The 26,111-nt window shown below is 72.7% G+C and carries 20 protein-coding genes; 8 read left to right on the forward strand and 12 right to left on the reverse strand.

The features are described 5' to 3' along the window. Window positions 1–44 precede the first annotated feature (44 nt). Entirely contained in the window at window positions 45–995 is a 951-nt protein-coding gene (locus ACZ5GP_RS07595) for a Gfo/Idh/MocA family protein (RefSeq protein ID WP_468749906.1), read from the forward strand. A gap of 41 nt (window positions 996–1,036) precedes the next feature. On the opposite strand, the gene ACZ5GP_RS07600 is transcribed toward ACZ5GP_RS07595, so the two are convergent. The 6 genes from ACZ5GP_RS07600 to ACZ5GP_RS07625 form a co-directional block, all read right to left on the reverse strand. Then, window positions 1,037–1,897 carry a phytanoyl-CoA dioxygenase family protein gene (locus ACZ5GP_RS07600; RefSeq protein ID WP_468749907.1) on the reverse strand — a complete coding sequence of 287 codons (861 nt, stop codon included), beginning with the start codon at window positions 1,895–1,897 and terminating at the stop codon, window positions 1,037–1,039. A 16-nt stretch (window positions 1,898–1,913) separates the two neighbouring features. Then, entirely contained in the window at window positions 1,914–3,035 is a 1,122-nt protein-coding gene (locus ACZ5GP_RS07605) for a hypothetical protein (RefSeq protein WP_468749908.1), read from the reverse strand. 9 nt (window positions 3,036–3,044) lie between these two features. Next, the gene (locus ACZ5GP_RS07610) at window positions 3,045–4,232 is read right to left on the reverse strand and encodes a hypothetical protein (protein ID WP_468749909.1); all 1,188 of its coding nucleotides are present in this window, start codon (window positions 4,230–4,232) and stop codon (window positions 3,045–3,047) included. Continuing rightward, window positions 4,229–6,367: a DegT/DnrJ/EryC1/StrS family aminotransferase gene (locus ACZ5GP_RS07615; RefSeq protein ID WP_468749910.1), complete on the reverse strand. Its 2,139-nt coding sequence runs from the start codon at window positions 6,365–6,367 to the stop codon at window positions 4,229–4,231. Before ACZ5GP_RS07615 ends, ACZ5GP_RS07610 begins: the two co-directional genes overlap by 4 nt. Before the next feature lie 7 nt (window positions 6,368–6,374). Further along, complete coding sequence (locus tag ACZ5GP_RS07620) at window positions 6,375–7,580, reverse strand: radical SAM protein (RefSeq protein ID WP_468749911.1); 1,206 nt, start codon at window positions 7,578–7,580, stop codon at window positions 6,375–6,377. Between the two features lie 515 nt (window positions 7,581–8,095). Next, complete coding sequence (locus ACZ5GP_RS07625) at window positions 8,096–10,867, reverse strand: helix-turn-helix transcriptional regulator (protein ID WP_468749912.1); 2,772 nt, start codon at window positions 10,865–10,867, stop codon at window positions 8,096–8,098. Window positions 10,868–10,999: 132 nt separating this feature from the next. Between ACZ5GP_RS07625 and ACZ5GP_RS07630 the strand changes: the two genes are divergently transcribed. After that, window positions 11,000–12,076, forward strand: coding sequence for an NAD(P)H-dependent amine dehydrogenase family protein (locus tag ACZ5GP_RS07630; RefSeq protein WP_468749913.1), 1,077 nt, complete (start codon window positions 11,000–11,002; stop codon window positions 12,074–12,076). 3 nt (window positions 12,077–12,079) lie between these two features. After that, a complete protein-coding gene (locus ACZ5GP_RS07635) occupies window positions 12,080–12,571 on the forward strand; it encodes a carboxymuconolactone decarboxylase family protein (RefSeq protein ID WP_468749914.1) in 492 nt (163 codons plus the stop codon). A 53-nt stretch (window positions 12,572–12,624) separates the two neighbouring features. Here ACZ5GP_RS07635 and ACZ5GP_RS07640 read toward each other — a convergent pair whose 3' ends face one another. After that, complete coding sequence (locus tag ACZ5GP_RS07640; protein WP_468749915.1) at window positions 12,625–14,277, reverse strand: GMC oxidoreductase; 1,653 nt, start codon at window positions 14,275–14,277, stop codon at window positions 12,625–12,627. A 362-nt stretch (window positions 14,278–14,639) separates the two neighbouring features. On the opposite strand from ACZ5GP_RS07640, the gene qcrB reads away from it, so the two are divergent. Both qcrB and ACZ5GP_RS07650 read left to right on the forward strand, forming a co-directional pair. Beyond that, window positions 14,640–16,286: a cytochrome bc1 complex cytochrome b subunit gene (gene qcrB, locus ACZ5GP_RS07645; protein WP_468749916.1), complete on the forward strand. Its 1,647-nt coding sequence runs from the start codon at window positions 14,640–14,642 to the stop codon at window positions 16,284–16,286. 29 nt (window positions 16,287–16,315) lie between these two features. Beyond that, entirely contained in the window at window positions 16,316–17,167 is an 852-nt protein-coding gene (locus ACZ5GP_RS07650; protein ID WP_468749917.1) for a metallophosphoesterase family protein, read from the forward strand. A 16-nt stretch (window positions 17,168–17,183) separates the two neighbouring features. Here the strand turns inward: ACZ5GP_RS07650 and ACZ5GP_RS07655 are convergent, their stop codons facing one another. Further along, window positions 17,184–18,482 (reverse strand): MFS transporter, encoded by a 1,299-nt coding sequence (locus tag ACZ5GP_RS07655; RefSeq protein ID WP_468749918.1) that lies wholly within the window; start codon window positions 18,480–18,482, stop codon window positions 17,184–17,186. A 70-nt stretch (window positions 18,483–18,552) separates the two neighbouring features. Beyond that, window positions 18,553–19,413 (reverse strand): hypothetical protein, encoded by an 861-nt coding sequence (locus tag ACZ5GP_RS07660; protein ID WP_468749919.1) that lies wholly within the window; start codon window positions 19,411–19,413, stop codon window positions 18,553–18,555. A 95-nt stretch (window positions 19,414–19,508) separates the two neighbouring features. On the opposite strand from ACZ5GP_RS07660, the gene ACZ5GP_RS07665 reads away from it, so the two are divergent. Next, window positions 19,509–20,885 (forward strand): 6-phospho-beta-glucosidase, encoded by a 1,377-nt coding sequence (locus tag ACZ5GP_RS07665; protein ID WP_468749920.1) that lies wholly within the window; start codon window positions 19,509–19,511, stop codon window positions 20,883–20,885. Continuing rightward, a complete protein-coding gene (locus ACZ5GP_RS07670) occupies window positions 20,882–21,271 on the forward strand; it encodes a (2Fe-2S) ferredoxin domain-containing protein (RefSeq protein ID WP_358586536.1) in 390 nt (129 codons plus the stop codon). The genes ACZ5GP_RS07665 and ACZ5GP_RS07670 overlap by 4 nt, the downstream gene beginning before the upstream one ends. A gap of 9 nt (window positions 21,272–21,280) precedes the next feature. Here the strand turns inward: ACZ5GP_RS07670 and ACZ5GP_RS07675 are convergent, their stop codons facing one another. The 3 genes from ACZ5GP_RS07675 to ACZ5GP_RS07685 all read right to left on the reverse strand — a co-directional run bounded on the left by ACZ5GP_RS07675 (window position 21,281) and on the right by ACZ5GP_RS07685 (window position 23,662). Further along, window positions 21,281–21,781, reverse strand: coding sequence for an FBP domain-containing protein (locus tag ACZ5GP_RS07675; protein ID WP_468749921.1), 501 nt, complete (start codon window positions 21,779–21,781; stop codon window positions 21,281–21,283). Window positions 21,782–21,887: 106 nt separating this feature from the next. Next, the gene (locus tag ACZ5GP_RS07680) at window positions 21,888–22,436 is read right to left on the reverse strand and encodes a DinB family protein (protein ID WP_468749922.1); all 549 of its coding nucleotides are present in this window, start codon (window positions 22,434–22,436) and stop codon (window positions 21,888–21,890) included. 23 nt (window positions 22,437–22,459) lie between these two features. Next, complete coding sequence (locus ACZ5GP_RS07685) at window positions 22,460–23,662, reverse strand: serine hydrolase domain-containing protein (RefSeq protein ID WP_468749923.1); 1,203 nt, start codon at window positions 23,660–23,662, stop codon at window positions 22,460–22,462. Between the two features lie 279 nt (window positions 23,663–23,941). Here ACZ5GP_RS07685 and ACZ5GP_RS07690 point away from each other — a divergent pair, with 279 nt between their 5' ends. Next, on the forward strand, window positions 23,942–25,999 hold the full coding sequence (locus ACZ5GP_RS07690; RefSeq protein ID WP_468749924.1) for a phosphocholine-specific phospholipase C: 2,058 nt from the start codon (window positions 23,942–23,944) through the stop codon (window positions 25,997–25,999). The last annotated feature ends 112 nt before the right edge of the window (window positions 26,000–26,111 follow it).

Consider the following 26,111-nt stretch of genomic DNA (forward strand, 5'->3'; position numbering starts at 1 on the left):
TTGAACCTGTGGGCGGAGCCCGGCCCGCCCCGGGCGGGCCCCGCATGAGGTGGGCCATCGCCGGATACGGCGACATCGTGACGCGCCGCGTGCTGCCCGCCCTGCGCGCGCTCGGCGAGGAACCGGTCGCCCTGTGGGGCCGCGACCCGCACCGCGCGGCGCGCGTCGCCCGGCGGTTCGACGTCGCCAGGTCCGGCGCCGATCCCGGGCTGTTGCTCACGGACGTCGACGCCGTGTACGTCGCCACGCCCGTCGCGAGCCATGTGCCGCTCGCCCGCGCCGCGTTGCACGCCGGGCTGCCCGTCCTCGTCGAGAAGCCGCTCGCCGGGGGCCTCGCCACCGGCGGCACGCTGGAGGCGGCCGGGCGGTGCGCGGGCGTCGCGTACTACCGCAGGCTCGCGCCCGCCCCGCGCCGACTGCGCGCGGAACTCGCCCGGTGGACGCCCGAGCGGGTCGACGTGCGGTTCCGGTGCCCCTTCGATCCGGGCCCCGGCGACCCGATGCGCTGGCGCACCGACCCCGCCGTCTCGGGCGGTGGCGTACTCGCCGACGCCGGGAGCCACCGCGTCGACCTCCTGCTCCACCTCTTCGGACAGCCGTACGAGCTGACGGCGCGGCTCGGCGACCGCTTCCCCGAAGGCGCGGAGCGGCGGGCCGACCTCACCCTGACCTGGCCGTCGGGGCTGACGGCGCGCTGCCTCCTGGAGTGGGGCGAGGGCCCGCCCGTGGACCGCGTCGAGCTGACCGGGGGCGGGCGCGCCGTGACGCTCGACCCGCTCGACGCGGGACGGCTCGTGGGGCTGACCGGGGCCCCGCTCCACCTGCCCCCGGCGGCCAACCCCCACCAGCCGCTGTTCGCCGACTTCGCAGCGGCCGTCAGGGAGGACCGGGCGCCGGTGTGCCCGGTGGCGGAGGCCCGGCTGGTGGACGACGTGATCACGGCGGCACAACACTCGGACGCGACGGGCGCCCGCCCGATCCGGCTCCGGACCTGAGCCACCCGCTCCGGGCCCCGCCCGCTCCACCCGGGGATGCCTCACGCCCCGTCGTCCGCCGACCAGGGCCGCAGCCAGCGCGGGTCGGGTCGGTCGTCTCGCCGTACGAAGCGGGCGTCGACGGACAGCCGCATCGTGTCCGTCGTGGTGTCCAGGGACGCGTGGATGATGTGCGGCAGGTGCACCATCACGTCGCCCGCCGCGAAGTCCGCCCAGAGCCAGCGGCGGCCGAGGGTGCGGGCGGTGAGCGCCAGGTCGTGGCAGATCTGGCGGCGGTCGCCCGGCCGGTCGGTGATGTTGCGCAGCGGCGCGTACTCCTTCGGCGCCAGCCGGTGGGAGCCCTCCAGGTACACGAGCGCGCCGGTCGCGGGAGGGCAGTCGCCGACGGGTATCCACAGGGTGACGACGCGCGGCGAGCCCTGGTCCATGTAGTCGAAGTCGACATGGGCGCGCGAGGCGCGGCGCGTGCCCCGGTGGAAGTGGCGCAGTATGCGGCGCGGCAGCATCCGGACGTCGGCGCCGAGGAGCTGGGAGGCGAGCGAGGCGAGGGCGGGGTCGCCCACGAACCGGGCGAAGGGCGCCGAGCGCACGAAGGCGTACGCGGGATGCCCCGGAACCCCGTACTCCGGGACCCGCGCGGGCACCCGCCCGGAGAACACGCCGTCCCGCGGATCGCTGCCCGCCGCGAGCAGCCCCGGCGGGAACAGCGAGAAGTACTGGCCGCGCAGCCGCAGCACCTCTCTCCGGTCGAGCAGCCCCGGCAGGTACAGGTAGCCGTCCGCGCGCAGCCGCGCGCGCAGCGCCGCCGGATCGCGCGGCGACAGCAGGTCGGCGCTGGGCCGCAGCCGGCCGAAGAGTTCCGGCGTGAAGGGGATGGGCACGCCGTTCGACGACAAGTTCACTGGGGGTGTCCTTCGGTCAGTAGACGCCTTCCACCGCCTCGGCGGAGCCCTCGCCGTCCGCCCGGAAGGGCCGCACCGCGGCCACCCCGTCCCAGGGGAACCAAGGGTGCGGGCCGGTCCTGACCGCGCTGTCCCGCTCCAGGAGGTTCGGCAGGAAGAGGTCTTCGAGGAGTGTCGTGGCCCGCACGCGCCCGCGCCCGCCGACGGCGACCTCGCGCCACGCGTCGGCGGGGTCCACGACCCGCAACACGGCGAAAGGCGGCGGCAGATGGTAGGAGTGCCCCGCGCCGTCCGGCAGCCCGGGCGCCGCGCCCGCCGCCGCGTCGCCCTGGAGCGCGTGCCCGACCAGCGTGTTGCCGTACGTGTCGATCCACTGCACGCCCGCCAAGTGCTCCTCGCGCAGGAATTGGGCCTCGGCCGCGGTGCACGACGTCCCGCCCGTGCACACCGCGCGGACGCCGAAGGCGTGCAGGGGGCGCGGTAGCCGCATCGCCAGCTCCAGGAGCAGCCGCGAGGTGGTGAAGAGCAGCGCGGGACGCTCGGCGGTCAGCAGGGCCAGGGTCTGGTCGACCAGGTGCGCGGTGTACGCGTCCGCCTCACCGCCCGAGCGCAGCGCGGCCTTCACCCAGCGCGGGTCGAAGTCGATGGAGTGCACGGCGCCGCGCCAGCTGTCCGCGAGGCCCTCCACGAAGTGCCCGTACGCGTGCGGGCCGCTCGGCGTCATGGCGAGGACGTCGCCGCCGGCCACACCGCGCGCCTCCAGGACCGTCCGGTAGATCTCCACGTCGTACGCCAGGCGCGTGACGTTGACGATCCGGCAGGGCGCGCCGGTGGTGCCGCCGGTCTCGAAGACGCGGAAGGGCCGGTCGCGGTAGCCGCGGGGCAGCAGGTCACGGGCGTGGGCGGCGCGCAGTTCGGCCTTGTCGAAGAGGCCGAACAGCTCCAGCGCGGCGAAGCTGTCCACGTCCTTGACGGGGTCGAAGCCGAGTGAGCCGCGCCGGGCCGCCCAGAAGGGGCTCGCCGTCCGCGGGTCGAAGTGCCAGCGCATCATCCGCCGCGTCCACGTGTCGAGGTCGATGTCCAGCTCCGGGACCCGCGTGCGCAAGGTGGCGGGCAGCGTGCCGAAGGCGGTCGTCATCGCGGGGCCTCACTTCGCTGGGCGGGGCGCGGGCGGCACGGGGCGGTGCACGAACAGGGACCCGGCGGTGATGGCCCGCACGGCGTCGGGCCGGGCGTGCAGGACGGCGGCGAAGGGGAAGGGGACTTCGTGGCCGACCAGGGGATGGCCTTCGTGGTCCTGGATCAGCACGAGCCGGGGCAGTACGCAGGGGGCTCCGTCGACAAGGGCGATCGGGGCCCGGCGGGTGAGCATCCGGTCGTCCGGGCGCATGCGGTCCAGGACCGAGCGCAGGGCCCGGTGGGCCGTGTCCGGGTCGCGGAAGACGGTGAGCGGCCAGTCGGTGTCGTGGCGGCCCGGAGCAATCGCGTCGAGGGCGTCCGCGAGAGCGCCGGCGAGGGACGCGCTCTGCTCGCGGTCCGTGCAGATGATGGTGCGTACGTTGCTGCAGAACCGCCCCGAGTCGCCCGCGACCAGGGGCAGCAGCCAGGCCACGGCCTCGTCGGCCGGCATCCCGGAGGGCACCAGGGCGCAGCCCCGGCCCGGCCCGTGCAGGGTGAGCGTGGGGGCCGTACGCAGGGCCGCGGCCACGCCGGAACCGCCGTAGACCACCTGCCGGTCGGCGCGCCGCAACAGGCCGTGCAGCGCCCGCTGTGCGCAGGGGTAGAGGCCGATGCGGGCGGCGGGCCAGCCGACGGCGAGCAGGGCGGCGACGAGCCGGGCGGCGGAGAGCGGCTCGCGCCGGCTGGGGCGCACCCACACGGCTCCCGACCGCTCGGCCTCGCCGAGCACGGAGTCCAGGCAGGTGAAGGTGTTCCCCGGCAGCGCGACGAGGGCGAGCCGGTCGTCGGCCGGCGCCGCGGCGCCCGTCCTCGACAGGCTCTCGCGGAGCAGCGCGCACCAGCGGTCCACGAGCGGCCCGGGCAGGCCCGCCGTCTCCCACAGCGCCGCGCGGAAACCGTCGGCGTCCTGCTCGCCGAGGCCCCCGATCTCCACCGTGCCGCGAGTGAACAACTCCACTGCGGCGAGCAGCAGTTCACGGCGGTCAGTGAGCGGCGGCAGGTCGGCGCGCACGGTCCGCCACCATGTGTGGTCGGCGTCGGCGACGATCTCCGGGACCAGCGCGAGACGGTACGCAGGCCTCGTGCCCGGCAGCGCGGCGGTGTCCGGCGAGGCGTGCCAGCCACCCCTGCGGAACGCGCCGACCACCGCCGTCACGACAGCTCGCTGCGGAGCGCGGCGACCACCCGGATCTGCTCGGCCTCCGTCAGGGACGGGTACAGCGGCAGCGCGACATGGTGCCGGGCGAACCAGCGGGCGTGCTCGAACCCGCCGGGCGCCGCCCGGTGAGCGCCGGACGCGAAGTAGGGGTGGTCGCACAGCAGATGGTCGTACACCTCACCGGCCAGGGCCACGCCGTGCCGCTCCCGCAGCCGCTTCTTCAAAAGCGTGCGGTCCAGCGGCCCGTCGGGGTCGGGGTAGGCGAGGTACTTGTAGAAGTTGCCGCCCGAGGCCCGGGGCACCGCGTGGGGCCGGATGCCCGGCACGTCGGCCAGCAACGCGTCGTAGCGGGCCGCCAGTTCGCGGCGCCTCGCCAGGGTGTGGGAGAAGCGCTCCAGGTCGACCGTGCCGACGGCGGCGTGGAGTTCGCTCAGCCGCCAGTTGCCGCCCGGGCGGTCGTGCAGGGTGGAACCCTGGGCGCTCTTGCCGTGGTCGCGCCAGCGCCGCACCTGCTCCAGGTCGCCCGGCAGCGCGGCGGACAGCAGCCCGCCCTCACCGCTGACGGCGACCTTCGTCGGGAAGAAGGAGAAGGCGCCGAACCGGCCGAAGCAGCCCGCCGGACGCCCGTCCAGCGTGGCGCCGAGGGCGTGCGCGGCGTCCTCCACCACGGGGATGCCGCGCTCCCGGCAGTGTGCGAGGACCCCGTCGAGCGCGGGTGACACGATGCCGCCGATGTGGACCGGCAGCACGGCGGCCGTGTCGGGACACCGGTCCAGGGCGACGCGCAGCGCGTCCGGGTCCATGCCGAGGCCGTCCGGCTCGATGTCGACGAAACGTACGGCCGCCTGGGCGCGCACCGCCGCCGCGGCCGTCGCGAAGAACGTGTTGACGGGCATGAGCACCGTGCGCCCGGCCACGCCGATGATGCGCAGCGCGATCTCCAGGGCCGCCGAACCGGACGCGACGGCGGCCGTCCGGGTGCCGGTCCAGGGGCGGGCCAGCTCCTCGAACCGGGCGACCTGCGGGCCCTGGGTGAGGACACCCGAGGCGAGCGCGGCGTCGACGCGGTCGAGCACAGCGCGCCGGTCGGACACGGCGAAGTGGACGCGCTGGGCCGGCACCGGAGCGGGAGCGGCCCGTCGCCCTGTGGACAGGGCACGCGTGAAGAAGTCCGCCGCGTGGCCGACGTGCGTGCCGTGGCCCATGGGCAGCTCGTGGACCTCCAGTGCGGAGGCGCCCGGGGAAGCATGTGCCGGCCCGGCGCTCGCGTACGCCGCGCGGACCGCCTCCGCGGCGGCCCTCGCGTCGGCCGGTTCCAGATAGGCGTCAGCCGTGCCGTACTGGAGCTGGAGCGGGGCCGGGGCGAGCGCGGCATACAGGTCGGCCAGGTCGGCGTACTCCAGGATGCCGGGAAGCACCGCTCCCTCATGGCCCGTCAGGAGCCGCACGAAAAGGGCCTCGTAGCTGCCCAGATGACTGGCCGCGCAGAGCGGCAGGCCCGGGCGGGGTGCGAGCAGCGCGGTGTGCAGGGCGACCGCCGCGCCGAGGCTGTGCCCGAACAGGCCCACGCGTTCCGGGTCCACCCGTGGGTGGGCCGCGAGGACATCGAGTGCGCCCAGGGCGTCACCGACGAGCGCGCCCAGCAGCGAGCGGCCGGTCAGCGTGAACGCGTGGGCCAGCAGCGTGCCCTCGTCCCGCCCGGCCCTGCGCCCGCCGTCGAGTCCGCCGCCGATGCCGTGGTCGAAGGAGAGGGTGACGAAGCCCGCGCGGGCCAGCTGTTCGGCGACGTTGCGGTCCGGGTGGTCGGGGGGCTCGGCGCCGGTGAGCTGGTCGAGGCGGGCGTTCTTGCCGCCGAGGACGAGGACGGCCGGGCCGGGCGCGCCGGTCGGCGGGGCGAGGAGGGTGCCGGGGAAGGCGCCGCGTACCGGCGAGTCGAACACCAGCCGTTCGCGGTGCAGTCCGTCGCCGAGCGTGGTGTGGCTCTCGGTGACGGTGAGCGGCGCCCGCTCCACGCGTGCCAGCCGCGCCACCACGGCACGCAGCTGCGAGGAGCGGCTTCCGGCGCCGCCCAAGGGCTCGTGGCGCAGGGCCGGTTCGGCGGCCAGGAGCCGGCACAGGTGACGGAGCTGCATGCGCGGCTCAGACGAAATCGGCGTGCAGGGTGCTGGGCACTTCCAGCGCGTACGCGTCCAGCGCCTCGTCCAGTTTGATCTGGCCGCGTTTGAGGAGTTCCAGGAGTTCGTTCTGCGGGCGGTAGAAACACGATTTGCACAGGTCGGTCCTGCGCGGGTTGGAGGCTTCCCACTCGGCGCGCGGGCCGCCTTCGAGCACTTCGGCATACCCCTGCTCGACCACATCACCGATCAGATAACGGCTGTTGAGATGCACCTGGGGGCACGGATAAAGGTTTCCGTCGGCACCGACCGCCGTGACGAAACGGCTGTAGTGGCAGCGCTCGAAGTCGCCCTCCACCTCTTCCACCTGGTCCATCGGCCCGCGGTCCAGCTTGGGCACCGACACTTCGAAGTCCGCGGTGGAGAGCGCGGCGGCGGCGGTGAGCGACTCGGAGATCTCCGGCATCACCGATTCGATGGTCTCGTGGCCGAGGGCGCTGTAAAACTCCGGTTCGAAACGCACGTAATGCGCGCCGGACTCCCGGGCGATATGGGCGGCCGCCATGATCTCCCGGTAATTCTGCAGGGTGATCACGTAGTTGAAGCCGATGCGGAAGTCGGGGTCGACGGCGCTCTGCCTGAGCCGGCCGACCGAGCCGATGAACCGGGAGAACGTCTGCTCGCGGTCCCGGGTGATGTCGTCGAACGTCGCCTCCGTGCCCGCGTTCAGGCCGATGCGGACCCAGGTGTGGGTCTCGGCGACGCAGGAGGCCGTCTTCGGGCGGCCCAGCCGGGAGCCGTTGGTGATCAGCCCGATCCGCAGTCCGGCCGCGTGCCCCGCCCGGCAGATCTCGGTGTAACCCGGGTGGATGGTGCACTCACCGCTGCCGCAGAAGGTCACGGCACGCCCGTCGTTGGCGGCGAACTCGCGCAGCAGCGTGACGGCCTTGTCGGTGGCGATCGAGTCCTTGAACGAGAACAGGTCGTAGAACTGCTCTTCGTTGGGGGAGTGGAAGTTGCAGAAATTGCAGCGCATATTGCAGGCGCCCATGACGCCGATCCGCATATGGACCGGCTTGATCTCCTGACCCGCGACGAAGCGGCGCAGCAACTCCCCGTGGGCGAGGACCTTCTGCGGGGAGTGCGCCTGATCGAGACTGACGATCGGCAGGCCTTCTCGATTTTGGGGGGCCGCAATGCGGATGTCGCCGGAACCGGGTGTGCTGTTCACGAACCCCCCACGCGATCGATGTGCGATGACGCTGTTCGAGACGGTCCTTTGCGACAGTAGGGAGGCCGGTCCGGACTGTCAACGGGTCTAGACAACAAGGGAGTTGGCACCCCAGGAAAACCCTGGGCCGGGCCCCGGCCCGCAGCGGCCGCACCGCGGGGCCACCGCCTCACCGCACCCCTGTTCGCGCGATCACGCCCCGCCCGTCCCGCCCGACCCGCCTCCCCCCGACGCCCGATCCGGCCCCCGCTCCCCGGACCCCAGGGTTTTCACGGTCGCGCCCAGGCCGGCGCGGGGCCATGGTGGTCACACGGTCGCTGAGCCGCGGCGGGCCCGGAACACCGGTACGGGGGAATAGCCGGTGGCCGGACGTGCTACGGGGGTGTACGTCCGGACGGGCCACCCGGCCACGGGGGAGCGACCGCAGCGGGGGGGGCGAGGAGGGGGTGCCGATACGGGGCGCCCCCGCTCGGGGCGGTGAGGATCCCGGCCGGTGAGTACGGCGGACCGGCCGGTCAGACCGGCGAGACCTCAGAGGCGCCGGCCAGCAGTCGTACGAGCTGCGCCCTGCGGTGCACGCCGTCCAGCTTCCGGTAGATGTTGCTCAGATGGAACTCGACCGTCTTGACGCTGAGGAAGAGCCGCTCCGCCACCTCGTGATTGGTCAGGCCCCGCCCCACCACCAGGGCCACCTGCATCTCCTGCGGGGTCAGCCGCTCCAACGGGGCCCGCTCGGGGCGCACTTCGGTGCCGCCCGCCGCGTGCAGCTCGGCCGCCACCCGCGCCGCCCACCCCGCCGCGCCGAGCCGCTCGAACGTCGTGAGGGCCCGCTTGAGGAGGCGGCGGGCCTCGCTGCGCCGGCCCTGCCTGCGCAGTTGCTCGCCCCACGCGAACTCGGTCCGCCCCCGCTCGAAGGGCACGGGGCGCTCGGCGAGCAGCGCGAGGGAGCGCCGCATGTGGTGCTCGGCGGCGTCCGGTTCGAGCAGCCCCCGGCAGCGCGCGGCCGCCCCTGCCGTGACCGGGCGGTGACCGCGCCCCGCCTCGTGCTCCAGCACGTCGAGCACCTCGCGGGCCTCGGCGGTCCTGCGCAGATGGACGTACGCGTCCGCCAGGTCAGCGGCCCAGGGCAGATACAGGCCGTCGCCCCGGCCGTGGGTACGGGAGAAGGCCCGGACCTCCTCCAGGCGGTGCACCGCCTCCTCGAAGCGGCCGAGGCCCAGTTCCAGCAGGCCGAGCGCGCCGCGGGCCCGCGCCGCGTCCATCGGCAGCTCGGTGGCGGCCGCCCACTCCATGGCCTGCGCCGCGTGCCGCCGGCAGTCCGCCTCGCGATGGAGCGCGGCCTCGGTCCGCGCCAGGGCGGCCAGCCCGCGCGGCACCTCGATGAGACGCCCGGTCGCCTCCGCGAGCCGCACCGCCTCGTCGGCCTGCGCCAGCGACGAACTCCAGCGGCCCCGCCAGAACTCCACCACGGACAGCGTGCACAGCAGATGGGACAGCAGCCCCACCGCGCTGGAGCCACGCGCGGTGTACGCGGCGCGGTCCAACAGGTTGTGCGCCTCGTCGAGGTCCTCCGCCGCGAGGTGGCACAGGCCGCCCACACCCGAGAGCGGGTAGGGGAACGCCGGGTCGGGTGAGGCCAGCGGCCCCGCCAGTTCGCGCAGCAGCCTGCGGCCCGCGTCCGCGTCGCCGCCGAGCAGCAGGACCAGGGTGCGCAGCAGCCGTACCGGCAGCAGGGACCGGTGGGCGGAGTCGGCCAGTTCCATCGCCGCCGCCGAGGTGGTGCGCGCCGCGGTCAGGTCGCCGACCGCCAGTTCGGTGAGCGCGATGCCGCCGAGCATGACCGCGGCGAGCGCCGGGTCGACCTGCCGCGCCTCGTCGACCGCCGCCCGCAGCAGTTCCCGCGAACGCGTCGGCTGTCCGCGCTGCACGTCGAGATAACAGCGCAGCTGGCGGATGTCGAGGCGCGTGCCGAGCTGTTCGGCGTGCTCCAGCGAGCGGTCCAGGATCGCGGCGGCCTCGTCCAGGGAGCCCGCGGCCTGGGAGGCGCGGGCGGCGCACAGCAGCCGCTCCGCCTTGCGCTGACCGGCGGGCGTGAACCGCGCGGCACGCTCGTACAGCCGGGAGGCGAGCGGGTAGGCGAGGGTGTCGGGGGCCCCGGCGGCGGCGTTCTCCAGCAGCGACGCCACATGCTCGTCCGGCTCCGCGCCGGAGGCGGCCAGGTGCCACGCGTACTGCTCCAGGGCGGGCGCGGTGGCGCCCTGCAGGGAGCGGGCGACGGCGTGGTGGGCCCGGCGTCTGCGCACCGGTGTCGCCCCGTGGTACACCGCCGAGCGCACCAGCGGGTGCCGGAAGGCGTAGCCGTCCCGCTCCTCGACGACCAGGCCCGCCGCCTCGGCGGCCTCAAGCGATTCGTGGCTGAGCCCGTGGGCCCGCAGCGCCGCCTCGGTGCCCGCCAGCGGACGTGTCCCGAGGACCGCGAGGAGCAGCATCGCGTCCTGCGCCTCCTGGGGCAGCCGGGCCACGGCACTGCCGAAGGTGTGCGCCAGCAGCTCCCCGATGGGCAGCGGCGCCCCGGAGTCGCCGTCACCGTCCGCGCCGCTCCCGGCGAGCAGCGCGGGCAGCTCGATGAGGGCGAGGGGGTTGCCGCGCGCCTCCGCGAGGAGCCGGGCCGCCTCCCGCTCGGTCAGTTCGGCGGTGCCCTTCTCGGCGATCAGCCGGCGCGCGGAGGCGGCGTCGAGCCCGCCGAGGGTCATGGTCTCGACGGAGGCGAGCCGGGACGCCGCCTCTTTCAGCTCGTCGCGTGAGGTGAACAGCACGACGACGCCCTCGCGGCCGAGTCGGCGGGTGGCGAAGGCGAGCGCGTCCAGGGAGTACGGGTCGAGCCACTGCGCGTCGTCGACGGTGACCAGGACCGGGCCCTCCTCGGCGATCGCGCCGAGCAGGCTGAGGGTGCCCGCGGCCACCGCGAAGCGGTCCTGGGCGACGGCGGGCCCGAGCGCGAGCGCCCCGGTGAGCGCGGCGGCCTGGCGCTGCGGGATGCGGTCGAGGAAGTGCAGCACGGGCCGCAGCAGGTCGGCGAGGCCCACATAGGGCAGGTCCGACTCGACCTCGACGCCACGCGTGCCGAGCCGTCGTAGACCGTCGGCCTGCTCCACCGCGTACGACAGGAGGCTGGTCTTGCCGATGCCGGCCTCCCCGCGGATGAGCAGGGCGCCGCTCCCGCCCCCGCGTGCCTTGTCGACGAGAGCGAGAAGACGTGCGCATTCCGAGGAACGCCCCAGGAGCATGCCCTCAGGGTACCGGCGGCGTCCGGTTCGGCGCAGGCGCCGGACGGACACATCTCGACGTCCTGACAACCTGCCTCGGATCAGGAGTACTTGGCTCTGTCATCCCTCAGGCCGGGCCGCTACCCTCCGCGCATGATTCCCACGGTGGTCTGGGGCACCGGCAATGTCGGCCGCGCGGCCGTCCGTGCCGTGGAGGCCCATCCGGCGCTCTCGCTCGCGGGCGTCCTCGTGCACAGCGCGGAAAAGGTCGGCCGGGACGCCGGCGAACTCGCCGGGCTCGGACGTGAGGTGGGTGTGGCGGCGGCGGACGATGTCGACGCGGCGCTCGCCGCCGGTCCGCGCGCCGTCGTCTACGCGGCCACCGGCGACCTGCGCCCCGCCGAGGCCCTGGACGACGTCGTCAAGGCCGTCCGGGCGGGCGCCGTGGTGGTCACGCCCGCGCTGTACCCGCTCTACGACCGCCACGGCGCGCCGGCGGAGTTCAGGGACCCGGTCCTCGCCGCCGTCGCCACGGGCGGCGGCTCGCTCTTCGTGTCCGGGGTGGACCCCGGCTGGGCCAACGACGTACTGCCCCTGCTGATCAGCGGACTCGGCACCACCGTCGACGCGGTCCGCTGCCAGGAGATCTTCGACTACTCCACGTACGACCAGGAGGACTCCGTCCGCCACCTCATCGGCATGGGGCAGCCGATGGAGTACGAGCCGCCGATGCTGGCGCCGTCGGTCCCGACGCTGGTGTGGGGCGGCCAGATCCGCCTGATCGCCAGGGCGCTCGGCGCCGAACTGGACTCCGTCACCGAGTCCTTGGCGCGGCGACCCCTCGACGCGACGGTGCGTACGCGCACGATGGGGGAGTTCGCCGCGGGCACCCAGGGCGCCGTCCGCTTCGAGGTGCGGGGCATCGTGGGAGGCGAACCCCGCATCGTCGTCGAGCACGTCACCCGTATCCACCCGGCCTGCGCGCCGGACTGGCCCGCGCCGCCCGGCGGCGGGGACGGCGCCCACCGCGTGATCGTGGAGGGCCGCCCCCGCATCGAGGTGACGGTCGAGGCCGCGGACGAGGGCGAGAACCGCTCCGCGGGCGGCAACGCCACCGCCGTCGGCCGCCTGGTGAACGCCATCGACTGGCTCGTGGACGCCGGACCCGGCCTCTACGACGCGCTCGACGTCCCGCTGCGCCCGGCGGCGGGCCGACTCGGAAGGAAGTGACCCATGGGCGCGTTCCCGCGCATCGACATCCCCGAGGGAAAGGACGCGATCCCCTACGTGTGGGGCGAGATGGTCCCCGAGATCGGCGCGGCCGCGTCGCACTTCTCCCTCGCGGTCTACGCCCACACGACGCTCGGACTGCGCGAGTTCGAGGCGGCGCGGCTGCGGGTCGCGCAGATCAACGGCTGCGCGTTCTGCCTGGACTGGCGCACCGAGCGCGACGGGCAGAAGGTGGAGGAGGAGTTCGCCGACGCGGTCGCCCGGTGGCGTACCACCGACGCCTTCGACGACCGCACGAGGCTGGCCGCGGAGTACGCCGAGCGGTACGCCCTGGACCACCACGGCCTCGACGAGGAGTTCTGGACGCGGATGACCGCGCACTACGGCCAGGCCGAGATCGTGGAGCTGAGCATGAGCATCGGGTCATGGCTGGCGTTCGGCCGGCTCAATCATGTGCTCGGCCTCGACACGGCGTGCGCGCTGCCGAAGCGCTGACGCAGTGCGGACGGAAGAGCGGACGGAGCGCCGCCGGGGCGCCGGCGAGGGGCTCACAGATCGGCGGAGACGATCTTCTCGATGTTCCGCTCGGCGAGAGCCGTGATGGTGACGAACGGGTTGACGCTGGTGTTGCCGGGGATCAGCGCGCCGTCGATGACGTAGAGCCCCGGATAGCCTTGCAGGCGCCCGTAGTTGTCGGTGGCCCGACCGAGGACGGCCCCGCCGAGCGGGTGGTAGGTGAGGTGGTCGCCCCAGATCTTGTACGCGCCGAAGAGGTCGGTGCGGTAGATGGTGCCCTCCTTGGCATTGATCTTGTCGAAGATCGTCTTGGCGGCGTCGATGGAGGGCTGTTTCCAGGCCGTCCGCCAGTCCAGTTCGGCTCGGCCCGCCGCCGCGTTCCAGGTGAAGCGGGCGCGGTGCGGGTTCTTGGTGATCGACAGGTAGAACGAGGCGTAGGTCTCGATCCCCGTGGGCAGCGGCGCGACCTCGGCGAACGCGCCGCCCGCCGCCCAGTTGTCGATGCCGGCCGTGGGGATGGCCGACTGGAGAGCGCCGGTCGCGTCCCACATGTGGTTGGCGCGCCCGCACATGACGTTGCCGTTGTCGCCCCAGCCCGCGCCGACCTCGTCGTTGAGGCGCGGCAGGGCGCCCGTCGCCCTCAGCTTGACGAGCAGCTTGCTGGTGCCGACACTGCCCGCGGCGAAGAAGACCTTGTCGGCCGTCACCTCCGTGGTGGCGACGGTGTTCCCGCCGGTATCGATCCGGTCGATGGTGACCCGGTAGCCGCCCCCGGCGGCCGGGTCGACCGAAGTGACCTTGTGCAGCGGCGAGACGGTGACCCGGCCGGTCGCCTTGGCGCGGGCCAGATAGGTCTGCTGGAGCGTCTTCTTGCCGTAGTTGTTGCCGTAGAGGATCTCCCCGGCCAGCGCGGACCTCGGGGCGGTGCCCGCCTGCTCCCGCTTCATGTGGTCCCAGTCGTACACGTCGGGCACGAACACGAACGGGAAGCCGGAGCGCTGGGCGTGCTTGCGGCCCACCCGGGCGTACTGGTAGCACTCGGCCGTCTCGAACCAGGCCGGGTCGACGGTGTGCACGCCGAGCCCGGCGTTGGCCCGCGGATAGTAGGTGCCGTACATCTCGGCCGCGTCGACCGTGGGAAGTACGGCCGCGAAGTTCTCGCGCCTCGGTGTGACCGCCATGCCGCCGTTGACCAGTGAGCCGCCGCCGACGCCCCGGCCCTGGTAGACGGTGATGCCGCCGAACTCCTCGGCGTCCAGGATTCCCGTGTGGCGCGGCACGTTCTTGTCGATCGGGAAGCCGAGGAAGTTGCTCAGCGGCTGCTTGGTCCTGGTGCGCAGCCAGTACGAACGGTAGTCGGGGCTGGTGGTGTTGGCGAAGATCTTGCCGTCGGGCCCGGGGGTGTCCCAGGCCATCCCCATCTCGGCCATGTGGACGTCGACACCCGCCTCGGCCAGTCGCAGGGCGGCGACGGAGCCGCCGTAGCCGGTCCCGATCACCAGGACGGGCACGCGGGCGCCGTCCGCGAGGGGAGCGGCCGATACCGCCTGTGGCCCACTCCGGGCACCGGCCGGCGCGGCGCGGCCCGCGAGAGCGAGGCCACCGAGAAGAGAACCGGTTCCAGCGATGAACCTCCGCCGCGATGTCCCGCCGGACAACGTGCTGGGCTCGGATGCAGCGTCCATGGGATCTTCCCTCACTCTGGGCCGAATGAAACGAGTTCTACTGCTCCCCGTCAGGGAAGTCACGCCATACCTAAAGGTAACTTCTGTCCGATCCCGCCCCTCGAACAGCCCTCTCCCTTACGGGTCACCGGGTGCCGTTCAACTCCGCCCGCAACCAGACGAGGAGCGTCCGGGCCGCGGGGCCCGCCGGGCCGTCCGCCCACCAGGTCAGCGCGATCCGGCCGCGGGTCGGTGAAGGGCAGCGTGCGCACGCCGACGGCCTGCGGTGAACGGGGCTGCTGTGGCGCGCAGTTGTCACATTCGGGCCTGTTGGATCCGTCCTGTGTGCGATCTACTCTGGTAGCCGCCTGAAGGGGAGTCGCATGAGTGGAAGCACCGAGCGAACCGGCACACGAGGACGTCCCGCACGGCCCGGCAGGGGTGAACGGGTGGCCGACTGGGCGGACGGACGCCTGGGCATCAACACCCTGGCCAGGACCCAGATGCGCAAGATCTTTCCCGACCACTGGTCGTTCATGTTCGGCGAGATCTGCCTCTACAGCTTTCTGATCCTCATCCTCACCGGCACCTATCTGACCCTGTTCTTCGAACCGAGCATGGCCGAGGTCACCTACGACGGCCCCTACGTACCGCTCAAGGGCCTGCAGGTGTCGCGGGCGTTCGAGTCGACGCTGGAGATCAGCCTGGAGGTGCGCGGCGGTCTGCTGATCCGGCAGATCCACCACTGGGCGGCGATCGTCTTCATCGCCGGCATGTTCGTGCACATGATGCGGGTGTTCTTCACCGGCGCCTTCCGCAAGCCCCGCGAGGTCAACTGGCTCTTCGGCTGGACCCTGTTGATGCTCGCCATCATCACGGGGCTCACCGGGTACTCACTGCCCGACGACATGCTCTCGGGCACCGGCGTGCGCTTCGCGCACGGCGCGATCCTCTCCGTCCCGGTGGTCGGGACGTACCTCGACTTCTTCCTGTTCGGCGGGGAGTTCCCGGGCGAGGACATCGTGGCGCGGTTCTACCCGATTCACATCCTGCTGCTGCCGGGCATCATGCTCGGGCTGGTCGTCGCGCACCTGATCCTCGTCTTCTACCACAAGCACACGCAGTTCGCCGGGCCGGGCAAGACCGAGAAGAACGTCGTCGGGGCGCCGTTCCTGCCCATCTACATCGCCAAGGCGGGCGGCTTCTTCTTCCTCGTCTTCGGCGTACTGGCGATCATGGGCGCGGTCGCCTCCATCAACCCCGTCTGGGCGATCGGCCCCTACCGGCCCGACGTGGTCTCCACCGGCGCCCAGCCCGACTGGTACCTCGGCTTCTCCGAGGGCCTGATCCGGACCATGCCGAGCTGGGAGATCAACATCTGGGGGCACACCCTCGCCCTCGGTGTCCTCATCCCCTTCTCGCTCTTCCCGCTGATCATGATGGCCATCGCCGTCTATCCGTTCGTCGAGGCGTGGGTCACCGGCGACAGGCGGGAGCACCACATCGCGGACCGCCCCCGCAACACCCCGGTGCGCACCGGTCTCGGCGTCGCCTGGCTGACGCTGTACTTCGTGCTCCTGGTCGGCGGCGGCAACGACGTCGTCGCCACGCACTTCCACCTCTCCATCAACGTCATCACGTGGTCCGTGCGGATCGCCTTCTTCGTGGCGCCCGTCCTCGCGTACCTCGTCACCCACCGGATCTGCCTCGGTCTGCAGCACCGGGACCGCGACAAGGTGCTGCACGGCCGCGAGACCGGCACCATCAAGCGCCTGCCGCACGGCGAGTACGTCGAGATCCACGAGCCGCTGCCCCAGGCGGAGCTGTACCGCCTGACCGCGCACGAGCAGCCCCGGCCCTACGAGATCGGCCCCCTGGTCGACGCAGGCGGCGTGGTACGCAAGGTCTCCCGCTCCGAACGGCTGCGCTCACGCCTCTCCCGCGCCATGTACGGCCCTAAGGCGCAGGTGCCGAAGCCGACGACGGAGGAGTACCTGGCGATCCAGCGGGGCGAAGGAGATCACCACTGACGGGACAACTCGGTTAGCCTCGCACGGTGATGGCATTCGAGAGCACTCCGAAGCTGCTGGCGATCAGCGACCTGCACGTCGCGTACTCCGAGAACAGGAGGTACGTCGAGACCATCAGGCCGCACACGGACGACGACTGGCTGATCGTCGCCGGTGACGTCGCCGAGCGGGTCGCCGACATCGAGTGGACGCTGCGCACGCTCGCCGGGCGGTTCGCCAAGGTGATCTGGTCGCCCGGCAACCACGAACTGTGGACGCCCAAGGACGACCCGGTCCAACTGCGGGGCGAGGAGCGCTACCAGCACCTCGTCGCGCTCTGCCGCGAGCTGGGCGTGGTCACCCCCGAGGACCCCTACCCGGTGTGGCGCGGCGCGGGCGGCCCGGTCACCGTCGCCCCGCTGTTCCTCCTCTACGACTACAGCTTCCGCCCCGAGGGGACGCACACCAAGGAAGAGGCGCTCGCGGTCGCCCACGAGGCGGGCGTCGTCTGCACCGACGAGTACTTCCTGCACCCCGACCCCTACGCCACCCGCGACGACTGGTCCCGCGCCCGCGTCAAGCTCACCGAGGAACGCCTCGCCGAACGGCCCGCCGGCCTGCCCACCGTCCTCGTCAACCACTGGCCGCTGCTGCGCGAGCCCACCCGGATCCTGCGCTACCCCGAGTTCGCCCTGTGGTGCGGCACCGAACTGAGCGCCGACTGGCACGTGAAGTACGACGCGGCGGCCGTCGTCTACGGCCATCTGCACATTCCGCGCACCACCTGGCACGACGGCGTCCCGCACGTGGAGGCGTCCGTCGGCTACCCCCGCGAGTGGCGCCGCAGTTTCCACCCCGACCCGCACCTGCGCCAGATCCTGCCGGCGCCGCAGGAGGGCTGAGCGGGGCCGTGCCGGCTCACCGCGCCAGCTCGCGGTGCGCCGTCTCCGGCAACCGCGCATACACCGCCGACGACACCAGGCAGAGCACGGCCACGTACCCGGGGAACAGCCCGGGGGAGCCGATCTCCTTGAACAGGGTCCCCACGTACGGGGCCGTGCCGCCGAACAGTGCGACGGTGAGCGAGTACGGGAAGCCGATCCCGGCGGCCCGCACCCGCGCCGGGAAGACCTCCGCGTTCACCGCCGCCGAGATCGACGTGAAACCGGTGAGCAGCACCATCCCCGCGCACTGCACGAGCAGCAGCGAGACGAACGACCCGGTCAGGGCCTTGAGCAGCGGCACGCTGAGGACGGTGAACCCGATGCCGAAGAACAGCAGGAGCGGCCGGCGGCCGACCCGGTCGGACAGCAGACCGCCGACCGGCTGGAGCAGGGCGAAGAACGCGAGCGAGAGGGTGCCCGCGAGCAGCGCACCGCCCTTGCCGATGCCGGTGTTCAGCTCGGCGTACGTCGGCAGGTAGGACGTCCAGGTGTAGTAGGCGAGGGTGCCGCCCGCCGTGATGCCGCAGATCAGCAGCGACTGGCGCGGGTGGTGGCGCAGTGCGTCGAAGAGCCCGGGCCGCTCACCCTGCGCGGCGGGCGCCCGGTGCGTCTCCTGCGCGCCCTGCCGGATCCAGAAGCCGACCAGGCTGAGCAACGCCCCGATGAGGAAGGGCAGCCGCCAGCCCCAGCCGTCCATCTGCCCCTCGGAGAGCGTGGCGACCAGCAGGGCCGCGACGCCCGACGCGGTCAACTGCCCCACGGTCGTGGAGACGTACTGGAAACTGGAGAAAAGCCCCCGCCGCCCCGGGCCCGCCGACTCCACGAGGAACGTCGTCGACGCGGCGAACTCCCCGCCCACCGACAGGCCCTGGAGCAGCCGCGCGGCGACGAGCACCACCGGCGCGAGGACGCCCGCCGCCGCGTAGGTCGGGGTGAGGGCGACCAGCAGACTGCTGCCGCCCATCAGCAGGATGGTGACGGTCAGCGCGGCGCGCCGGCCGCGCCGGTCGGCGACGGCGCCCATGAGCAGGCCGCCCACGGGCCGCATGAAGAAGCCGACGGCGAAGACGGCGAACGTGGAGAGCAGCGGCACGAGGGAGTTCCCCGAGCCCTTGGGGAAGATCTGGCCGGCGATGTACGTGGCGAGGAAGGTGTAGGCGTACCAGTCGTACCACTCGACGGCGTTGCCGACCGAAGCGGCGAGCAACTGCCGTATCGGGCGCCGCTCGGGGGCGGGGGAGGTGTCGGTCACCTGCTGGACGTGCTGTGTCATGATCACGACTTTCCCCGGTGCGGCGACGCCCCACACGTGGTGTCCGCCTGGCGGACACGGCCTCCCGATCTCAGCCGGTCGTCGGCTTGTACGCGTACACCGCCGTGGTCACCAGACACGGCGCCGGGGGCACCACCTCGACCCGCAGGGTGCGGCGCGCCACGTCGTAGTCCACGCCCTCCGTCTCGAACGAACCGGAGCAGACGCTGCGCCGCGGGGACGCGAAGAGGGCGGAGACGCGGCCGGTCACCGGCTGCCCGTCGAGGGCGCGGTCCAGCTCGATCTGGAGCACGGGCCGCTCCTCGGGGAACAGCTCCTTCGACGCGTCGTCGGAGGCGCACACCAGCCGCCTGGCGGCCACGAAGTCACAGCCCTGGATGTCGCGCACGGGCTTGTCCAGCGTGATCTGCCCGGCCTGGGGCAGGGCCCCGCCCGTGGGCGGTGTCGCGGGATTGAGCAGCGGCGCGGGGAAGACCTGGAGACGGCTCTGGTCGCCCCACTCGCCGGACACCAGCCAGCGCGAGTCCGGCGAGACGGCGGCGAAGGAGTTGTTGAGCTTCTCGCCCGCGTCCAGGCGATGCTCGTACACATGCCGTTTGCCGCCGGGCGTGGTCACCGCGAACATCTTCGACGTCGCGCCGTCACCGCCCTGGTAGGCGTCGAAGGTGTGCCCCTCCGCGATGTCGGGGTCGCCTATGTGCCCCCAGCCCTCGACGCGCAGATCCAGCGGCACCGAGCCGAGCCCCCGGTACAGCAGAGTGCCGTCCGCGCGGCTCGCGAGACCCTGGCCGCCGGTCAGGGAGTTCACGTACGAGGTGCCCGACGCCTGCCAGCCGCCGGGCGAGGCGGGTGCCGCCGCCGCGGCGCCGCCCGTCGTCACCGCCAGCACGGCGGCACAGGACAGGGCGGTCGATGCCTTCCACAGGGTCATCGGGGCACTCCTCGGTGGGGGGTCGGAACGCTGCCGCGCCATCGTACGTAACGTGAGTCCCGGTGATAACGGTCCGACAGAAGGTGGTTGACGACATGAAGCTCGCGATTCTCGGCGGGGGCGGGTTCCGGGTGCCGCTCGTGTACCGCGCCCTCCTCGGCGACCGGGCCGAGGGCCGTGTCACGGACGTCGTCCTGCACGACCTCGACGCGGCGCGGCTCGACGCCATCGCCCGCGTCCTCGCCGAGCAGGCCGCGGACATCCCCGGCGCGCCCGCCGTCACCGCGACCACCGACCTGGACGAGGCGCTGCGGGGCGCCGACTTCGTCTTCTCCGCCATCCGCGTCGGCGGTCTGGAGGGACGGGCCGCCGACGAACGCGTCGCCCTGGCCGAGGGCGTACTCGGCCAGGAGACGGTCGGCGCGGGCGGCATCGCGTACGGACTGCGCACGGTGCCGGTGGCCGTGGACATCGCGCGGCGCGTCGCGCGGCTCGCCCCGGACGCCTGGGTCATCAACTTCACCAACCCCGCCGGCCTGGTCACCGAGGCCATGGCGCGCCATCTCGGCGACCGCGTCATCGGTATCTGCGACTCCCCGGTGGGCCTCGGCCGCCGGGTCGCGCAGGTCCTCGGCCACGATCCCGACGAGGCCTTCATCGACTACGTGGGCCTCAACCACCTCGGCTGGCTGCGCGGGCTGCACGTCGCGGGCCGCGACGAGCTGCCGCGCCTGCTCGCCGACCCCGAACTCCTCGTCTCCTTCGAACAGGGCAGGCTGTTCGGCGCCGACTGGCTCCAGTCCCTCGGCGCGATCCCCAACGAGTACCTGCACTACTACTACTTCAACCGGGACACCGTGCGCGCCTACCAGCAGGCGCGACAGACGCGCGGCGTCTTCCTCCACGGCCAACAGGGCCGCTTCTACGCCGAGATGAGGCATCCCGGCACCCCCGCCCTCAAGGCGTGGCACGACACGCTCGCCGAACGCGAGGCGGCGTACATGGCGGAGAACAGGGAGGCGGCGGGCGTGGGGGAGCGGGCCGAGGAGGACCTGGAGTCCGGCGGGTACGAGAAGGTCGCGCTCGCGCTGATGCGGGCCATCGCGCGGGACGAGCGGACGACGCTCATCCTCAACGTCCGCAACGGCACGACCCTCGCCGCCCTGGACGCCGACGCCGTCATCGAGGTGCCGTGCTCCGTCGACGCCAACGGCGCCCACCCGATGGCCGTCGATCCGCTGCCCGGCCACGCCACCGGGCTGGTGTGCGCCGTCAAGGCCGTCGAGCGCGAGGTGCTCGCCGCGGCGGACAGCGGCTCGCTCGCCACGGCCGTCAAGGCGTTCGCCCTGCATCCGCTCGTCGACTCCGTGACGGTCGCCCGACGCCTGGTGGACGGCTACCGCCAGGCGCACCCCCAGCTCGCCTACCTGGGCCGCCGGGCGCCGGACGGGCCTGAGATGATCACGGGATGAGTCCCGTCGTCTCCATCGGTGCCGCAGCCCGCCGCCCCTGCACCCTCGTCGTGTGCCGGGGCTGCTGCTGCGGCGACGCCCGCAAGAACCCCGGTATCGACCACGCCTGGCAGCTGGAGCGGCTGCGGTCCGCGGCGGCGGCCTCCCGCGGCCGGTTCGCGGTGCGCACGAGCGACTGCCTCGGGCCGTGCGGCCAGGCCAACATCGTGGTCGTCCAGCCCTCGTACGAGGGGCGCAGGCGAGGCGGCCGGGCGGCCTGGGTCGGGTTCGTCACGGACGACGAGTCCCTGGAGCAGATACTCGCCTGGGCCGAGGCGGGCGGACCGGGGCTCGCGGAGCCCTCACCGACCCTCGCCCTGCAGCTGGTGGACCCGCGCGCCGGGTAGGAAGGGCCCTCAGCCCGCGAGGACCTGGTCGAGGAAGCCGTGCAGGTTCCGCAGGGTCCTGGCGTTCTGCTCCTCGAGCGAGAGGCTCTCCTCGAAGCGGCGGGCGAGCGCCGTGACCTTCTTGCCCCGCACGTACAGGGAGCAGGCGAGGTCCGCGCAGATGTACAGGCCGACCGAGTTGCCCTCGCGGCCCGCCGCGCCGGCCTTCGGGGCCACCAGCAGCGTGATGCCCGAGCCGGCCTGCGGAGTCACGCACACCGAGCAGATGCTGGACTTCAGCAGGCTCTTGCGGGGCCCGGTCGAGGCGCGCAGCGCGATGCCGACGGGCTTGCCGTCCCGGCGCGTCACCACATAGCCGCGCTCGGGGGCCTTGGGGTCGCGCCAGCCCAGGAAGTCCAGGTCGGACCAGGGGGTCTCGGCGTAGCCCGTCGGCGGCGTGAGCCGGTTCGCCTCGCCCTTCGAACAGTTCACGAAGGAGGAGCGGATCTCTTTTTCACTGACGGGTTCCATGATCGGAAGGTATCAACGGACAAACGGAACCGTCCTGTCATTTTCTCCCCGCCCCGCCCAGCCCCGACGGTTCACCAGCCCACCCCGACGGTTCCCTCGGGGAACGTCACAGCCCCACCGCCCCGTCGATGCGCTCCCGCAGGAGATCGGCGTGCCCGTTGTGACGCGCGTACTCCTCGATCATGTGGATGAGCACCCAGCGGAGCGACACCGTGCCCGGCCACGCGTGCTCTCCCTCGATGTCGAGGCCGGACGCCTCGGCGGTGAACCGCTCGGAGAACTCCACCTCCTCGCGCCAGGCCGCCCACGCCGCGGCGACGGCGTCCGGCTCCGCCACGGCGTCGTCGAAGTCCGCGTCGGCGTTGTCGGGCGTCGCGTAGAGCGGCTCCGCGTCCTGCTCGGCGAGGACCTGGCGGAACCAGCGGCGCTCCACGTCGGTGAGGTGCCGGACGAGACCGAGCAGCGAAAGCCCGGAGGGCGCCGCGGACCGCTGCCCCAACTCCTCCGTCAGGCCGGCGCACTTGACCTCCAGGGTCATCCGCTGGGTCCGCAGGAACTGGACGAGCATCTCCCGCTCGTCCCCGGTGCCGGGGGCTCCGTGCCGGGGGTCGGGCTCTGCTCCGGTGAAGAAGGCGACGCGCCTGTCTGTAGTCATGCCCTCATCATCGGCCGCCGCTCTCAGGCGCCGCCACCCGCCCCCAGGGCCTTGTAGAGCGCGCCGACCAGGTGCGCGCTGCGCAGGTCCTCGCCGGACGTGCCGACGCCCATGCGGTTCATGGTGTACGCGTACGAGACGCGGTTCTCCGGGTCGGCGAAGGCGTACGACCCGCCCGCGCCGCCGTGCCCGAACGCGCGCGGGTTCGGGCCGGCCTGCCCGTACAGGTTGAGCATGAAGCCGAGGCCCCACGACCACGTCCCGGCGAGCGGCGTGCCCGCGCGCAGCACCAGGTCCGGTTCGTCGGCGCCGCTCTGCGATGTGCGCAGCCGCTCCACCGTGTCGGCGCCGAGCAGCCGTCCGCACGCCAACTCCCGGTAGACGGTGGCAAGGCCGCGTGCGGTGGCGTGGCCGTTGGTCGCGGGGATCTCGGCGCTCCGGTAGGCCGCGCCGTTCACGTCGCCGAGCGGCAGGTAGCCGAAGGCCAGCGTGAGCGGGGCCGTGGGCGCTTCGTCGAGCCCGCTCACCGGGGGCTCGGGGATCTCGGCGAACGCCCCGCGCGAGGGGGCGCCGCCCGTGCCCGCGACCGGCGGCGCCATGTCCGCGCACCGCCCGTGCTCGCTCGGTGGTGTGCCGACGAAGACGTCCGCGTCCAGCGGCCCGGTCACCTCGGAGCGCAGGAAGGCGCCGAGCGTGACCCCGGTGATCCGCCGCACCACCTCACCGACCAGGAAGCCGAACGTCACGGCGTGATAGCCCTGCGCGGTGCCGGGGCGCCACCAGGGCGTGGTGGCGGCCAGCGCGTCGGTGACCTTCTCCCAGTCGTACACGGCGCCCGGCCCCAGCGGCTCGCCGGGCGCGATCAGCCCACCGCGGTGGCTGAGCAGCCACCGCACGGGCAGGTCCGCCTTGCCCGCCCGGGCGAACTGCGGCCAGTACCGTGCGACCGGGGCGTCCAGGTCCAACTCGCCGCGCTCCACGAGGAGGTGGGCGCACAGGGCCGTCATTCCCTTGGTCGTGGAGTACACGTTCACCAGTGTGTCGCGCTCCCAGGGGCGCGTGCCGCTCCGGTCGGCGTCACCAGCCCACAGATCCACCACGAACGCGCCGTCGACCGTGACCGCGACGGCCGCGCCCAGATCGCCGCGCTCGGTGAAGTTCCGCTCGAACTCCTCGCGCACGCGCTCGAAGCCGGGCGCGCAGGTGCCGTGGACGTGCACAGTCATGGGCTCTCCCCGGGGTGAGGCGACGAATTTCCCCCTGCTCCCGCATGGTTGCCCACGGCACCTACCCCGTCAACGGGGGCGATCGGGACAGAACCGCCGAACCGGTCCAGCCGCCGTGCCCGTGCGGGTTCCGTGCCCTCCAAACGAGGGACTTGTGTATCCCCGACCAGAGATTGGACTTCTCTTCACCCGGCGGACACCGGCCCTTCCGTATCGCTTGCTCCCCTTGACACACTGCACCCGCTCGCGTCCCCCACATCACACGAGGTCGACATACACATGCCTGAACTCAAAAGGCGCCGTTTCCTGCAGCTGGCCGGCGGCACCGCGGCCTACGCCATGCTCGACCAGAGCATCGCCCGCGCCGCGTCCCTGCCCGCGAGGCGCACCACCGGCACCCTGAAGGACGTCGAGCACGTCGTGGTGCTGATGCAGGAGAACCGGTCCTTCGACCACTACTTCGGCACCATGAAGGGCGTACGGGGCTTCGGCGACCCGCGCCCGGTGACCCTGCCGAACGGCAAGCCGGTCTGGAACCAGCCGAACGGCACCAGGGAGGTCCTGCCCTTCCACCCGGCCGCCGAGGACCTCGGCATGCAGTTCATCGCGGGCCTGGACCACGACTGGGCCGGGGGCCACAAGGCGTTCAACAACGGCAGGTACGACCAGTGGATCCCCGCGAAGTCCGAGCGGACCATGGCCTACCTCAAGCGGGAGGACATCCCCTTCCACTACGCCCTCGCCGACGCGTTCACCATCTGCGACGACTACCACTGCTCGTTCATGGGCGCCACCGACCCCAACCGCTACTACATGCTCACCGGCCATGTCGGCAACGACGGCAAGGGCGGCGGCCCGGTCCTCGGCAACCAGGAGGCGGGGTACGACTGGACGACGTACGCCGAGCGCCTGGAGCAGGCGGGCATCTCCTGGAAGGTCTACCAGGACATCGGCGACGGCCTGGACGCGGCCGGGCACTGGGGCTGGATCGACGACGCCTACCGCGGCAACTACGGCGACAACTCCCTGCTGTACTTCAACAGGTTCCGCAACGCCAAGCCCGGCGACCCGCTCCACGACAAGGCGCGCACCGGCACCAACGCCAAGGCGGGCGACGGGTACTTCGACATCCTGACGGCCGACGTGCGGGCCGACCGGCTCCCGCAGGTCTCCTACATCGCCTGCCCCGAGGCCTTCACCGAGCACCCCAACTGGCCGGTGAACTACGGCGCCTGGTACATCGCCCAGGTCCTCGACGCACTCACCTCCAACCCCGAGGTGTGGGCCAAGACGGCGCTGTTCGTCACCTACGACGAGAACGACGGCTACTTCGACCACATCGTCCCGCCGTACGTCCCCAAGGACGCGGCCCAGGGCAAGTCCACCGTCGACACGACGCTCGACTACTTCCCCGGCAACGCCTCCTACGCGGCCGGCCACTACGGCCTCGGCCAGCGCGTCCCGATGATCGTCGTCTCGCCGTGGAGCACCGGCGGCTTCGTGAACTCCGAGGTCTTCGACCACACGTCGATCATCCGGTTCATGGAGCGGCGCTTCGGCGTCAAGGAGCCCAACATCTCGCCCTGGCGCCGCGCGATCTGCGGCGACCTGACCTCCGCGTTCGACTTCAGCGGCAAAGACACCGGACCGGCACGGCTGCCCGACACCGCCGCCTACGAGCCGCCGGACGACAAGCGCCACCCCGACTACGTGCCGAAGGCGCCCGCGAACGCGGCCCTGCCCAAGCAGGAGCGGGGCACACGCCCCACCCGCGCCCTGCCGTACGCCCCGCTGGTCGACGGCAGGGCGGACGCGGCCGCCGGCAAGTTCACGCTGACGTTCGGCGGCGGCGACAAGGCGGGCGTCTGCTTCCACGTCCGCTCGGCCAACCGCACCGACGGCCCCTGGACGTACACCACGGAGGCGGGCAAGACGCTCTCCGACACCTGGAACTCCGTGTACTCCGGCGGCTCGTACGACCTGTCGGTGTTCGGTCCGAACGGCTTCCTGCGCACCTTCAAGGGCCCCGGCAAGAAAGCGGGCCCGGAGGTCACGGCCCGGCACGACGGCACGACCGGCAACATCAAGCTGACCCTGAGGAACACGGGCGGCACGGATGTGAACCTCACGCTGACCAACGCCTATGGAGGCACCCCGCAGACCTTCAAGGTCAAGGCCGGCGCCACCATGTCGCACACCGTCGACCTGCGGGCGAGCAGGCGCTGGTACGACCTCACCGTGAAGTCCGACACCGACACGGGCTTCCTGCGCAGGCTCGCGGGCCACGTGGAGACCGGCGCGGCGGGCGTGAGCGACCCGGCGATCATCACCGTCTGACCGGCGCCGGGCCCGGAGGGCGCAAGCGGGGGGCCTTGGCGGCGACAAGCCGGGACCCCCGCGGCGCCGGTACTGGAGACGCTCTTGGAGCGGGCGGTGTCACCTCTTCCCC

It is taken from the genome of Streptomyces sp. NPDC031466 (assembly GCF_055581265.1).

Excerpts from the sequence above, each read along its gene's own strand:
- ACZ5GP_RS07665 (WP_468749920.1), top strand. The coding sequence starts at position 19,509 with ATGAAGCTCGCGATTCTCGGCGGGGGCGGGTTCCGGGTGCCGCTCGTG.
- ACZ5GP_RS07640 (WP_468749915.1), bottom strand. The coding sequence starts at position 14,277 with ATGGACGCTGCATCCGAGCCCAGCACGTTGTCCGGCGGGACATCGCGG.
- ACZ5GP_RS07660 (WP_468749919.1), bottom strand. The coding sequence starts at position 19,413 with ATGACCCTGTGGAAGGCATCGACCGCCCTGTCCTGTGCCGCCGTGCTG.
- qcrB (WP_468749916.1), top strand. The coding sequence starts at position 14,640 with ATGAGTGGAAGCACCGAGCGAACCGGCACACGAGGACGTCCCGCACGG.
- ACZ5GP_RS07605 (WP_468749908.1), bottom strand. The coding sequence starts at position 3,035 with ATGACGACCGCCTTCGGCACGCTGCCCGCCACCTTGCGCACGCGGGTC.
- ACZ5GP_RS07635 (WP_468749914.1), top strand. The coding sequence starts at position 12,080 with ATGGGCGCGTTCCCGCGCATCGACATCCCCGAGGGAAAGGACGCGATC.
- ACZ5GP_RS07685 (WP_468749923.1), bottom strand. The coding sequence starts at position 23,662 with ATGACTGTGCACGTCCACGGCACCTGCGCGCCCGGCTTCGAGCGCGTG.
- ACZ5GP_RS07690 (WP_468749924.1), top strand. The coding sequence starts at position 23,942 with ATGCCTGAACTCAAAAGGCGCCGTTTCCTGCAGCTGGCCGGCGGCACC.
- ACZ5GP_RS07670 (WP_358586536.1), top strand. The coding sequence starts at position 20,882 with ATGAGTCCCGTCGTCTCCATCGGTGCCGCAGCCCGCCGCCCCTGCACC.
- ACZ5GP_RS07595 (WP_468749906.1), top strand. The coding sequence starts at position 45 with ATGAGGTGGGCCATCGCCGGATACGGCGACATCGTGACGCGCCGCGTG.
- ACZ5GP_RS07675 (WP_468749921.1), bottom strand. The coding sequence starts at position 21,781 with ATGGAACCCGTCAGTGAAAAAGAGATCCGCTCCTCCTTCGTGAACTGT.
- ACZ5GP_RS07680 (WP_468749922.1), bottom strand. The coding sequence starts at position 22,436 with ATGACTACAGACAGGCGCGTCGCCTTCTTCACCGGAGCAGAGCCCGAC.
- ACZ5GP_RS07650 (WP_468749917.1), top strand. The coding sequence starts at position 16,316 with ATGGCATTCGAGAGCACTCCGAAGCTGCTGGCGATCAGCGACCTGCAC.
- ACZ5GP_RS07630 (WP_468749913.1), top strand. The coding sequence starts at position 11,000 with ATGATTCCCACGGTGGTCTGGGGCACCGGCAATGTCGGCCGCGCGGCC.
- ACZ5GP_RS07625 (WP_468749912.1), bottom strand. The coding sequence starts at position 10,867 with ATGCTCCTGGGGCGTTCCTCGGAATGCGCACGTCTTCTCGCTCTCGTC.
- ACZ5GP_RS07655 (WP_468749918.1), bottom strand. The coding sequence starts at position 18,482 with ATGACACAGCACGTCCAGCAGGTGACCGACACCTCCCCCGCCCCCGAG.
- ACZ5GP_RS07615 (WP_468749910.1), bottom strand. The coding sequence starts at position 6,367 with ATGCAGCTCCGTCACCTGTGCCGGCTCCTGGCCGCCGAACCGGCCCTG.